The 12422-nt window shown below is 59.0% G+C and carries 12 protein-coding genes; 6 read left to right on the top strand and 6 right to left on the bottom strand.

Translation table 11 applies throughout. The features are described 5' to 3' along the window. Positions 1–79 precede the first annotated feature (79 nt). Positions 80–880, top strand: a complete 801-nt coding sequence (locus BMZ35_RS16240) for an ABC transporter permease (protein ID WP_242654829.1) — start codon at positions 80–82, stop codon at positions 878–880. 188 nt (positions 881–1068) lie between these two features. Here BMZ35_RS16240 and BMZ35_RS20985 read toward each other — a convergent pair whose 3' ends face one another. After that, positions 1069–1212: a hypothetical protein gene (locus BMZ35_RS20985; RefSeq protein ID WP_093095050.1), complete on the bottom strand. Its 144-nt coding sequence runs from the start codon at positions 1210–1212 to the stop codon at positions 1069–1071. 86 nt (positions 1213–1298) lie between these two features. Beyond that, complete coding sequence (gap, locus tag BMZ35_RS16230; RefSeq protein ID WP_093095047.1) at positions 1299–2297, bottom strand: type I glyceraldehyde-3-phosphate dehydrogenase; 999 nt, start codon at positions 2295–2297, stop codon at positions 1299–1301. 370 nt (positions 2298–2667) lie between these two features. Between gap and BMZ35_RS16225 the strand changes: the two genes are divergently transcribed. From BMZ35_RS16225 to BMZ35_RS16210, 4 genes are all read left to right on the top strand, one after another. After that, the gene (locus BMZ35_RS16225) at positions 2668–4329 is read left to right on the top strand and encodes a hypothetical protein (protein WP_131814395.1); all 1662 of its coding nucleotides are present in this window, start codon (positions 2668–2670) and stop codon (positions 4327–4329) included. Between the two features lie 161 nt (positions 4330–4490). Further along, a complete protein-coding gene (locus tag BMZ35_RS16220; protein ID WP_093095041.1) occupies positions 4491–4949 on the top strand; it encodes a (2Fe-2S)-binding protein in 459 nt (152 codons plus the stop codon). 3 nt (positions 4950–4952) lie between these two features. Then, positions 4953–7193, top strand: coding sequence for a xanthine dehydrogenase family protein molybdopterin-binding subunit (locus BMZ35_RS16215; RefSeq protein ID WP_093095039.1), 2241 nt, complete (start codon positions 4953–4955; stop codon positions 7191–7193). A 142-nt stretch (positions 7194–7335) separates the two neighbouring features. Beyond that, a complete protein-coding gene (locus tag BMZ35_RS16210) occupies positions 7336–7713 on the top strand; it encodes a response regulator (RefSeq protein WP_093095037.1) in 378 nt (125 codons plus the stop codon). Positions 7714–7725: 12 nt separating this feature from the next. Here the strand turns inward: BMZ35_RS16210 and BMZ35_RS16205 are convergent, their stop codons facing one another. From BMZ35_RS16205 to BMZ35_RS16195, 3 genes are all read right to left on the bottom strand, one after another. Next, positions 7726–8100 (bottom strand): Hpt domain-containing protein, encoded by a 375-nt coding sequence (locus tag BMZ35_RS16205; RefSeq protein WP_110680264.1) that lies wholly within the window; start codon positions 8098–8100, stop codon positions 7726–7728. Next, positions 8097–9467, bottom strand: coding sequence for a sensor histidine kinase (locus BMZ35_RS16200; RefSeq protein ID WP_165610106.1), 1371 nt, complete (start codon positions 9465–9467; stop codon positions 8097–8099). The genes BMZ35_RS16205 and BMZ35_RS16200 overlap by 4 nt, the downstream gene beginning before the upstream one ends. A 179-nt stretch (positions 9468–9646) precedes the next feature. Next, a complete protein-coding gene (locus BMZ35_RS16195; RefSeq protein ID WP_093095031.1) occupies positions 9647–10030 on the bottom strand; it encodes a hypothetical protein in 384 nt (127 codons plus the stop codon). Positions 10031–10569: 539 nt separating this feature from the next. Between BMZ35_RS16195 and BMZ35_RS16190 the strand changes: the two genes are divergently transcribed. Continuing rightward, positions 10570–11157, top strand: a complete 588-nt coding sequence (locus tag BMZ35_RS16190; protein WP_093095029.1) for an acyl-homoserine-lactone synthase — start codon at positions 10570–10572, stop codon at positions 11155–11157. 58 nt (positions 11158–11215) lie between these two features. Here the strand turns inward: BMZ35_RS16190 and BMZ35_RS16185 are convergent, their stop codons facing one another. Next, positions 11216–12295 carry a response regulator transcription factor gene (locus BMZ35_RS16185; RefSeq protein WP_093095026.1) on the bottom strand — a complete coding sequence of 360 codons (1080 nt, stop codon included), beginning with the start codon at positions 12293–12295 and terminating at the stop codon, positions 11216–11218. Positions 12296–12422 lie beyond the last annotated feature (127 nt).

Below are 12422 nucleotides of genomic sequence, written 5' to 3'. Positions count from 1 at the left end.
GGGGCCTATTCTAGCCACCCCATTCGGAGTTACAAGGCCGAGAATCACCCTTGGACGTACTCAGGCGCGGGAGAAGACGATGAATCAGCTCGATATGGGTGTCCGACGCTTCGGCCGGGTCAATTGGTTGGGGCTTTGGACGCTGATGAGGCGAGAAGTCTTGCGCTTCTGGGTGGTGTGGACGCAGACCCTTCTGGCGCCCCTGGTGACGGCTGGGCTGTTCATGCTGATCTTCTCGATTGCCATTGGCCCGTCGCGCGGGGCTGTGATGGGCGTGCCTTTCATCGAGTTTCTCGCACCGGGGATCATGACCATGACGGTCATTCAGAACGCCTTCGCCAATACTTCGTCCTCAATCGTGATTTCCAAGGTTCAGGGAAATATCGTGGATACGCTGATGCCGCCACTCTCCCCGATGGAAATCGTGGTTGGCTATCTTGCTGGCGCTGTGGCGCGCGGCGTGGTGATTGCTCTGGGGATCACGATTGGCCTCGTGCTTGTGCTGGGAATCGGTGTGGCGCATCCCGTTTGGGCGCTGACATTCGTGACGCTCGGCGGTGCCTTGATGGGGAGCGTCGGAATCGTCGCCGGGATCTTCGCCAACAAGTTCGACCAGATGGCGGCGATCACCAACTTCATTGTCACCCCGCTCGCCTTTCTGTCGGGCACTTTCTATTCGGTTTCAGCGCTTCCCGGCGGGCTGCAGGTACTGACCCGGGTGAACCCGATCTTCTACCTGATTGATGGCGCGCGCTTTGGCGTGATCGGTGTATCCGACAGCGATCCAGTTCTTGGTCTGAGCGTTGTTGCCGGGGTCACGCTTGTCGTGTCGGCTTTGGCTTGGCGGATGATCAGAACCGGCTATCGTCTCAAGAGCTGACGGGTCGCGCATGGGTATTTTTGACCATTGATGAGCAGGAAGGCGTCTTGTTTTCTCAATGGTGTCAAATACCCTGGGGAGTCCCGCGCATTCTGCGCGAGGCGGGGCAGCGCCCCACAGGCTCAGTGCGCTGAGCCACGCCAAAGTGGGATCGAGCAGTCTGCTGCGATGTATCCGGGGCAGGAGGGTTAGCGCCAGAAGGCGACCCATTCGATCAAGTCAAAGAACTTGCGGGCCAACACCATCGTGGCTTCGCCGTCATTCAGGAGAAGATCTGCGCCAAGCCCGGCGAGGATCAGGACAGCCAGAAAAACAGCAATAGGGTTGGTCATGACGCGATGCGCCCCCGGATAGTGGTCAGTCAGGACAGATATGCCCGACCGCCTCCGGGGGCGCAAGCGTTGTAGGGGAGATGGGTTCAGAGGCGACCCATCAGGGCGGCCACGTCGGCCATGCGGGCAGAGAAGCCCCATTCGTTGTCATACCAGGCCAGCACACGCACGAGACGGCCACCGATGACCTTGGTCTGGTCGGCTGCGAAGGTGGAGCTTTCGGTGGTGTGGTTGAAGTCGATCGACACCAGAGGCGCCTCGTTATAGCCCAATACGCCTTTCATCGGGCCGGCGGCGGCTTCGGCCATCACGGCGTTCACATCGGCTTCGGTCACGTCCTTGCCTGCGGTGAAAGTCAGGTCCACAGCTGAAACGTTCGGTGTGGGAACACGGATTGCCGAGCCATCGAGTTTGCCTTTGAGTTCGGGCAGAACTTCGCCAAGCGCCTTGGCGGCACCGGTCGAGGTGGGGATCATCGACATCGCTGCTGCGCGGGCGCGATATAGGTCCTTGTGGCGGCGGTCGAGTGTCGGCTGGTCGCCGGTATAGGCGTGGATCGTGGTCATGATCCCGGATTCGATGCCGAAGGCATTGTTGAGAACCTTGGCCACAGGTGCGAGGCAGTTGGTGGTGCAGGAGCCGTTCGAGATCATCGTGTCGCCGGCTTCCAGAGTTTCCTCGTTCACGCCAAAGACGATGGTTTTGTCCACGTTCTTGCCAGGGGCAGACAGAAGCACTTTCTTGGCGCCGCGTTCTAGGTGTTTCTTGGCCTTTTCGCCATCGTTGAATTTGCCGGTGCATTCCAGCACCACGTCGACACCGCCCCAGTCCAACTCGTCCATGTCATAGGTCGAGTACATCTCGATTGGGCCGCGGCCCACGTCGAGGGTGCCGTCGCCGATCGTCACCTCGTTGGCAAAGCGGCCATGGACGCTGTCATAGCGGATCAGGTGGGCTGCGGTTTCCACAGGGCCGGTTGCGTTCAGCTTGACGACCTTGACGTCGTCGCGCGCGGCTTCGGCAATGTGCATGAGGGTGCAGCGGCCAATCCGGCCGAATCCGTTAATACCAACGGTAACAGTCATGATGTTCTCCTGACCAATATCAGATGCGTGTACGATTTGGGGGTTTCCTATAGTGAACAGTGGTTGGGGGGAAAGGGCGAAATCACCAAGGAATGAAGGTGTTAGCGTTAAATGTGGCGGCGTGACGCCCGGTGGCGCTAACGATCGCGCCGTCGCGGCGGGCTTTGCCTCATTCAAGGGTGCTTCGCTGCCCGCAAATGCGCCATGCGCAAGCTTCGGGCAGGACTTGTGACAAAAATCCCCCTCGGTCAGACGCGCAGGCTGGCCCGACGATGGAAATGGGGCTAAAGCTTGGGGGATCGGGAGGGAATGGCGATTATTGCGCCATCGCGGGTCTGACCCGAAGGCTCTTTGAAGGAAGTGAATGATTATGTCTGATGTTTTGAGTTTTGACCGGCGTGCCCTGAGTCTTGCAGCCGTCCTAGCGGGAGCCACCGGCGTTGCCGCGCCGGGGTGGGCTGATGGGGCCGGGAGCGGTGCGGTCGCAAAGTCGCCCTTGGAGCAGCACTATCGGCACCAGTTCAACTTCCCCACCGGCGTTGTTCTTCCCAAGGGCGCCTTGGACACGTGGATCGGGGCGCTTCACACGATACCGGGCACCAACACAAATTCGACCGGGACCGGGAACCAGTTTTATTTCGGTGGCTTTCAATACGGGATTGCCGATCGGTTTCAGGCCGGACTGTCCTATTCGCTGTTTCAGGACCCGCCGCCAAAACCGATCAACGGCAATATTCCCCCGATCCGGGTGGAGGTGCTGGCGCTGAGCGGTGCCTATCAGTTCGTCGATACCGGAAACTGGAAAATTGCGGCGGAAGCGTCGATCGAGCATGCCCTGTTCGAAGGGTTGAACGGCAACGCCGCCGATGAATTCCGGGGGGCAATCGGCGCGCTGAACGTGCCGATCAGCTATGTGCCGAATGATCAATGGATGTTCACGGTCACGCCGGGGGTGTCTTTCCTGCCCGACAAGATGGGAGGTGTGCCGCTTTATGGCACGCTTGGCTATATCGGGGCGGGAGTGAACTGGAAGCCGTCTCTGCGCTGGAGCGCCTATGGCTCGGTCACGGTGCCGGTGACCGGGAACAATACGATCCGCCAGTCCGGTGCGATGGACCGGGAGCCCGTCTGGACAGTGGGCGCGCGGTATAACGTTTCGCCCAAGACCGCACTGGATTTCTTTGCAACCAATGGCATGGGCGTGACACCTGCCACGCGGGCACTGACCTTCTTCCCGGATGGCGATACGACGCTGATCGGCGCGACGATGACATGGACGCCGGGCACCGGGCCGGGATACCGCCCCAATTACCGCGGGTTGTCGGGAGAGCCGCTGACCCGGCGCCAGACCGATCTGCAGTTGGACGGGTTCACGCTGAGTTCACCGGACACGATGACGCCTGGCACCTTTGCCGTCACCGGGTTTGGCGGATCGCAGGGCAGCTATGGCGGTGGGTTCAAGATCAGCCCCGATTACGATTTCCAGGTCGAGGTGGCTTATGAGAAGCGCGCCGATGACGGGACGACGGGCGCCAAGGTGCCCAGCACGGACGCGGCCTGGCTGGTTGGGGGCAGCGCACGCTTCATGGACCAGAACAACGGCAGTCCGTTCTCGCTAGCGGTCAAACTGCTGATGGGGCGGGATACCAGTGCCAACTTGAACGGCACATTCTATGCCGGGTTGCCGATGTCCTACAAATCATCAAGCCGGCTGGCCTTCATGGCCGAGCCCAAGGTTTCAGCCTGGGGCCAGAACGAGTTCTTCGGCTTTGGTCTGGGGGTTAATTTTGAAGTGGCGAACGGGTTGAACGCGATAGCCGAGGTGACACCGGTTGCAGGGGATGCGGACGAGACTGTGTGGGCTGCGGGCCTGCGCTATCACGTGCCACGGTCGCCATTGAGCCTTGAGTTGAGTGCGAGCAACGCCATTGGGCGCTATGGTCATGGCACGCTGATTGCCCAGGACGACACCAAGGTGACGCTGGGCGGGACATTGTTGTTCGATGGGAGGTCTATGAAGTTCTGGAATTGATTCCAGTGAGTTAAAAGGGGCGTCCAAGGCATTGGCTGTGGGCGCCCCTTTTTGTGTTTGGCGCTATCTGTAGGTAAAATGGCACGATCTGCGAGTTGAATTTGCCCAATCCTGCCTATGTTGCATCTCAGAAGCAGAGCGCAGCGAACGGGAGAGCCATTTTGGAATTGATCGTGGATGGTCAGCGTCATGAGGTGGATGTCGAGGAGGACATGCCGCTTTTGTGGGTGCTGCGGGACGAACTTGGCATCAAGGGTGTGAAATATGGCTGCGGGGTCGCGGCCTGCGGAGCGTGCACCGTTCATATCAACGGCGAGGCAGTCCGGTCCTGTCAGACATGGGTATCGGACGTGGACGGGCCGGTGACGACCATTCAGGGGCTGGGTCAGCCCGGAGCACTGCATGCGGTGCAGGAAGCCTGGGTTGAGTTGCAGGTCGCGCAGTGCGGCTATTGCCAGTCCGGGCAGGTGATGCAGGCAGCTGCTCTGCTTGAGCAGACGCCGATGCCGAGTGATGCCGAGATTGACCAGGCCATGTCGGGCAACCTGTGCCGTTGCGGCACCTATCCACGTATTCGCGCGGCGGTAAAGCTTGCTGCGCAGAAAGCACAGGGGGCCTGATCCATGGGTAAAGTTGGCAAGATTGCACGTCGGTCCTTCCTGATTGGGTCGGCGGCTGTTCTGGGGGGCGTGGCCTTCGGGGTGTACCGGGTCAAGACACCTTATGGGAACCCGCTTGAGGATGGATTGAGCGAAGGGGCGGCGACCTTCAACCCATGGGTGGTGATTGACGGTGATAAGATTACGCTGATCGGTCCGCATGGCGACAAGGGGCAGGGTGTCGCCCATTCACAGTCGCTTTTGATCGCCGAGGAAATGGACCTTGAGCTGGGGCAGTTCGAGACCAGCTTCGGCAAGCCGGACAAAGCCTATTGGAATACCGCTATGGCCGAGGAGGGCGTCCCCTTCATGGCCACGGATACGGGGATGGTGGCCGAGTCCATGCGGGGCGTCATGGGCGGAGTGATGAAACTCATCGGGCTACAGGGCACCGGGGGGTCGACCTCGATGCCGGACAGCTTTGACAAGCTGCGGCGGGCCGGCGCCATTGCGCGGGAAACGCTCAAGGCGGCAGCGGCAGAGGAAACCGGGATCAACACCACGGCACTCAGGACCGAAGCCGGCCATGTGATCCTACCGGATGGGCGTAGGCTGTCCTACCAGTCGTTGGCCAAGGCTGCGGCCGGGATTGATCCGGTGACAAAAGTGACGCTGCGCCGCCCGGACCAGTGGCGGCTGATCGGGAAACCGACGCAACGGCTTGATATCGTGGCCAAGTCCACGGGCACACAGATCTATGGGATCGACGTTGAAATTCCCGGCGCGGTGAAGGCGGCGGTGCGGACCAATCCGCGCCAGGGCGGCGGATTGAATGGTTTTGACGCGACTCAGGCGCGCAGAATGCGGGGCGTGAAAGACGTGGTCGAAGTGACCGGTGGTATCGCGGTGATTGCGGATAACACCTGGCGGGCGATCAAGGCGGCCGAGGCGGTTGAATGCGATTGGGGCAAGGCGCCATATCCGTCCGAGCAGGACGGGCATTGGGCGGCGATCGAAGCGTCGTTTACAGAGGACAAGCTGGACAAGATCTGGCGCAATGAGGGGGATGCGGATGCGGCTCTGCGTTCCGGCGCGGAGGTCGAGGCCGAATACCGCGTACCATATGTGGCGCATGCGCCGCTGGAGCCATTGAACGCGACCGTGCTGGTGGAAGAAGACGGTGTTACGGTGTGGACGGGTCACCAGTTTCCGCGTCTGCTGCAGCAACTGGTTGGCGCGATCACAGGGCATGATGCCGAGCAGGTCAATTTCATCAATCACTACATGGGCGGAAGCTTTGGCCACCGGCTCGAGTTCGAGCATGTCAAGCAGGCGGCCGAGATTGCCAGCAAGATGCGCGGCACGCCGGTCAAGCTGACGTATTCGCGCGAGGAAGATTTCGCGCATGATTTCCCACGTCATCCGGGCATGGCAAGGGCGCGCGGTGCAGTGCGCGACGGCAAGGTCGAGGCGCTGGACCTGCAGGTCGCAATGCCGTCGGTGATAACATCGCAGATGGGGCGGGCCGGGTTGCCAGTGCCGGGGCCGGATAGCCAGATTGCCGCGGGTGCGTGGAACAACCCCTATGGCCTGCCGCATTTCCGCATGCGGGCCTACCGCGTGGAGGAATTGGCGCCCGTGTCGTCATGGCGCTCTGTTGGTGCCTCAGCGGGCGGGTTCTTCTTCGATTGCGCGCTGGACGAACTGATCCATGCCGCCGGAGCGGACCCGATGGAGGAACGCATTCGCCTGATGCAGCATGAGGTAAGCCGCAAGGTGCTTGAGGCAGTGGCTGAGATGTCGGACTGGGGTAGCCCGTTGGGTGCGGGAAAAGGGCGCGGAGTTGCCTTTGTCGAGAGTTTCGGCGTGCCTACTGCGGAAGTGATCGAGGTCAGCGCCACGGATGCGGGCATTCGTATTGACAAGGTCTGGGTTGCGGCAGAGGTCGGCACGGTGATTGACCCTGTCAACTTCGAAAACCTTGTTCAGGGGGGCGTTGTCTTTGGCCTTGGTCATGCCATCAATTGTGAGATCACCTATGCCGATGGCATGGCCGAACAGCGCAACTATGACAGCTTCGAAGGGATGCGGCTTTACCAATGTCCAGAGATTGAGGTACGGGGGTTGGAGAACGGCGATGCTGTGCGCGGAATCGGCGAACCACCGGTGCCGCCGGCGGCACCGGCCCTTGCCAATGCGATCTTTGCAGCCACGGGACAGCGGATTCGCGAATTGCCGCTGTATCATCATATCAATTTCGTGTAAAAGTTGAGTTCCGGAAGTCTGCCGCATGTAATGGCGGGTCTTCCGGGGCTGACCCTCATTGAGGTCAGTGTGACACAAACCCACTCTTTCGCGCCCGTCCGCGGCGTGGCTAGGGTGCAGGCAACAACTGCACGGGGCCGACATGAACGAACTTCGAAAAATCCTGCACGTGGAGGATGACCCGGACATCCGGGAAATCGCCAAGATGGCATTGGTCGATTTCGGCGGGTTTGAACTCTTGCAATGTGAAAACGGAGAAGTGGCGCTGGCACAGGCGGAGAGCTTTGCGCCGGACGTGCTCCTGCTCGACATGATGATGCCGGGCATGACGGGGATTGAGACGCTGGCGGCTCTACGAGAAATCGAGGCTTTCAGGAACACCCCGGCGATCTTCATGACAGCCAAGGACGTGGCGACGGAATACGAGGAAGTTCTCAAGCAGGAAGCGGTTGGGACAATACAGAAACCGTTCGACCCCATTGCTTTGCCGGACCAGATTCGCGCGATTGCCGCGTCGTAGGAGGCCTGACGGTCAGTCTTCGCCCACGGCGCGCCGCAGTTCCTCTGCCACCAGATCCGTTGCCAGAAGGATATCGTACAGCGCTTCTTCGCACAGGCGTGTGCTGCGTCTGGATACGATGACCGCTTCGGCCTGTGCCGCCTGGTTCCCAGCATCTGTCAAGCCGTAGGTGGCACATATCCCCGCCAGTTTGTGGATGGCCGTATGCAACAGGTCGAGTGTCTTTGGACAGTCCCCGCGCGTCAGAAGAATTGCGGTCAAATCTTCCAACTCGGCCTCGCGTGCGGGCAAACCGGACAGGAACTGGACACGCAACTTGGCGAACTTGTCCATGTGACTTGACGGGAAGTGACCGTTGTTGGTTTGGGAGTCGGGGAAATGCATCATTTGCTTGGCCCTTTAATGAGGGGGAACTCTATATAAAAACGGGTGCCTTTGCCGGGAGTGCTGTCGTAGTCAATATGGGCGTTGTGGTCCGTGACAATCTGTTCGGCGATCGACATTCCCAGCCCGGTGCCGTCATGGTCTCGCTTATCCGAGCCATCGACCTGAGTGAACTTGCCAAAAACGGCGTCGCGTGAGTTTTCTGGAATGCCGATGCCAAAGTCACGGACTTCGAGAATGGCCAGATCATCATCCCGGCTTGTGCTGATTTGGACTTCGGAACCGGGTGAGGAAAACTTGATTGCGTTGGACAGCAGGTTGTCGAGAACCTGCATCAGGCGTTCCCGGTCGGCCATGACATGCAGACCTGGATCAGTGCGGGTGATGGACAGGCGGACGTCGAACTTGTCGCCATAAGGAGAGTTGGACTGTACCGCTTCGTCCAGCAGGTCGCTCAGTTCGAGTGGGGCGAAATCGTAGGTCATCTTGCTGGATTCCATTTTCTGGATATCCAGCAAGTCATTGATCAGCTTGCTCAGGCGCTGGCTGTTTTTGTGCGCGATGTCGATCATGCGGGCCGCGCTTTGCGGGTTGCCGGACAGATCGGTGTCGCGCAGAAGACCCAGCGCGCCGTTGATCGAGGTCAGGGGCGTACGCAATTCGTGGCTTACCACAGAAACGAACTGGGATTTGACCTCGTAGGCGTCACGGGCCTTGTCGCGTTCTGCGCGCAGTTCTTCCAACTGGTCAAGACCGCGCTGGTAGAGGCGCAGGAAGATCATCGAGCATTCCAACACGAAATAGAGCACGAAGATGGCGGTGGCAAAGTGCAGCCACATCTTGGAGCCGTAACTGGGTCCATGGTTCCAGATATCGTGCGCGGGGATATAGATGAACAGCGCACCGTAGATGACCAGCCGGACAGCCAGGACCTGGGGCAGCTGATGGTTGTTCACCGCTGCGAAAAGCCCGGCGGCAAAAAGGAAGAACAGCGATGTAAAGTGCTCGGCCGGACCCTCAAGCTCGGCCACGAGCAAGGTAAAGATCGCCACGGCCAGCGAGCTAAACGTGTTGGACGCGAATAGCGCCGCCAACAGGCGGCGCGTGTGGCGAAAGGAGTGATCTTTTCTGTTGACGACCTTGAGAGATACGGCGCTATCAAAGATGTCCGCCAGTTGGCACAGAAGGTAGCAAAAGCCTGCGACCGGCAGGCTGTAGTAGAACCCGCACAGCAAAGCGGCGCCGAAATAGATGCCCTGACGCTGCCAGAATAGGGCCAGGCCGCCGCTGGCAAAATCATGGACCTGCTTTTCCAGGCGGTGGGCTTTTTCCACGGTGGGCTTGCCGGTGTGAACAACGATAGACGACAAACGCTTCAATGCCCGTCTGACAGGGTGGGCATTCGAATGGCCTTTGGAATAGTCAGTGTGCATTCTGCGTCTACCGGTGTGGGAGGGGCATTTTGCCCCGCTTATGTGAATTTCGCGTATTTCAACATGGGATTATGGCCGAAGCGTGGTCGTGTTTCGGTATGATTTCGATAAGCCGTTCAGTGCATCCAGACAAGTTCGGGCATGTGATAGGTGCGGCCGGAATGGCTCAGGTTCGGCAGCCTGCGGGTGACGCGGGTGAAGTCGAGCATCATGAAGGTTGTGTCGATATGGCTTGTCTTGTGCGGGATGTAGCCGGACTGAGAGAAGGTTCCAGTCGCTTCGACAACATCACCGGGGCGCATTTCGTCCCGGAACCGCGTGATGAGTTCGGAACTGCGCAACGTGAAACAGACCCGCTCGGGATAGGCGTGTCCCGGCGCCTTGGCACCTGTGGTCGGGGCAGGGGACAGATCGATCAGAAGACGGGGTTCTGGCTCTCGCAGGAACAGGGTTCCGGCAAGCTCACCCTTGACGTGAAAAGTCATGAAATATGGTGTCATGGCATCCTCTTGGCAGCGATCATCTTTTGGTCCGACTGCGGACCGGGTCAGGTTCGAGACTGCTGTGGCAAGGTGGCGAATTCGTGGTCAGGTCTGGGTAATTCCACGAAACTGGGCGCCATACTCTGTTCCGGGGCATGCCAGTTAGGGCGAAATACTGTGCAACTACCGTATAACGGGAAAAATTTCGGGGCGTTTCCGCCACAGTCAGTGCTCCGTCGCGTCAATTTGGGCTTTTTTGGGTGGAAAGAACGGCTGTTATGTGTCTCTACTAAAAGAAAAACGTTGAGGCATAGTGTTGGTTTTCGGTTTTTGGATGCGATGTTCGGAATGCGTAGGGGGAACTCTGCCGCCTGTCGAGATGGCATTCGACGCGTAGGGATCGTGGCAAACACGCTCGGGCTTGTCTGCACACAGGTGCACCGGGTAATCCTGAATTGTCTCGTGAAAATGTGCCCGATTTCGGCTGGTCCGGGATCGGTGATGTCGGTAACGCCTGCGGTTCGGACGAAACCTGATACTTGAGGAGAGATGGGGATATGCTGACGACGACCCTGTCCTTTGAAAACATGCACAACCATGGCGAGCTTCTAGTCAAGCTTCTCAAGGCGCGCCGACAGAGTTTCATTGTTCAGAACAACTGGGACCTGCCCGAGGCCGAGGGCATGGAGTATGACCAGTATGATACGCCCGCGAGCCGTTGGATCGCTGTGCATGAGAATGGAGAGGTTCTGGCGGGGATTCGTCTCACGCCAACCACGGCGAAATGCGGCATGTATTCTTATATGATCCGCGATGCGCAGAAGGGAATGCTGGAGTCGATACCGTCGAACCTGTTGTATTTCGAGGCGCCGGTTGATCCGGATATCTGGGAATCGAGCCGCGTATTCATTTCCAACACCGTACCCGCCAAGATGCGCACCAAAGTTCAGGCGCAATTGATGAACCAGTTGATCGAAACAGCGCGTGAACTCGGGGCCAAGAAGGTGCTGGGGTTGGTCCCCGCGGTCTGGTCGCGCTGGATCGGGAGGCTGGGCCTGCTGGCGGAACCAGCGGGTCCGGTCATGGAGATGGACGGGGCCCGAGTTCAGGTGGCGCTGATGGATCTCGATCACACGCATCACTAATGAAAAAAGCGGCACCATCGGGCGCCGCTTTTGTTTTTTGTTTCATGAAAGGTCAGCGTCAGCTGAATGCCTTCGCGCCCTGATTGGGCGTATCGTCCTCTTGAAGCGCGTCCTGAAGCAGCACTTCATAGGCGCGGCGTTCCATTTCGCTCTGGAAACCAGAGCGGGGGCGCACGCGCATGGACTTGCGCAGCATGGCCAATACCTCGCGTTGGTTTTTCACGCGCTGTTCGGCATTGGCCGACGCTTTCTGCAGTGAAAACAGGGCACCTGCGCGTGTAAGAGATCGCATGGCGACGGGTTCGCCGACGCAAATCTTGACGTGTTGGTTTTCCACATGCAGCGAGGGCACGTATTCAAGGCGGCTGTTGAGATCGACCTCGAATTTGGTGTGTGAGAAATCACGGATCCGCGGCACGATGCACAGGAACACGCCATTTCCACGGTACGTTGCCATGGCGTTGTTGTCGCCCAGGACCGAGACGGTTTCGCTGGCGATGTCGGTGAGGATCTGGCGGAAGGCGATATGGCTCACGTTTGAGAAAAGGCGTTCGACAGCGGCGATTTTCACAGCGAAGACCGACGCGCGCAGCAAGGAGCCGCGCGACAGTTGCATGATGTAGTTTTCGAAAGCCACATAGCCGACGACCTGGGTGACGCCGGTGAGTTCGACCGGTTCATTCAGGCTGTGGGCCGTGTTGGTGATCAGGTCGCGCTTGAGGGCAGACATCTCTGAGATGCTGTCACTGACGCGCGCCTGTTCTTTGGACAGCTTGTCGGCCACGCTGATACGGCTGAATAGTTCGAGAAAATCGAATGGTTTGGTGACATAGTCCGTGGCACCGGCCGCAAAAGCACCGTCGATGTATTTCTTCTGCGACATCGCCGTAAGCATGATGATGGGGGTTCGGGAGTAGCCTTTTACCTTGCGGATCTTGCCACAAAGCGTAATGCCATCCATGACCGGCATCTGGATGTCGAGAAGAAAGCAGTCAAACGGTGTTTCTTCGCGGGCCATTATACGGATTGCTTCGGGGCCCGATGGGGCGGTCATGATCGTGTGTGACGTCTTGGCGGCGACTGCTTCGGTGAGCAGCTCGCGGATGTTTTCGTCATCGTCGACGGCCAGAATTTTCATATCGTCAGCCCTTTCATTGGCTGTTCATTCTGCGGATCAACATAGAACTGAACCTTTACACACACACCGGACCGAAGGGTCTTCGGGCCAGTGCAGGTTAAAGGCTGCTAAAGGAATGCGTCGAGAA

The sequence above is a fragment of the Shimia aestuarii genome, from assembly GCF_900114635.1.
Taxonomy (GTDB): Bacteria; Pseudomonadota; Alphaproteobacteria; order Rhodobacterales; family Rhodobacteraceae; genus Shimia; species Shimia aestuarii.
Note: the sequence above shows the minus strand (reverse complement) of the source record. Positions and strands in the feature narration are given on the sequence as shown.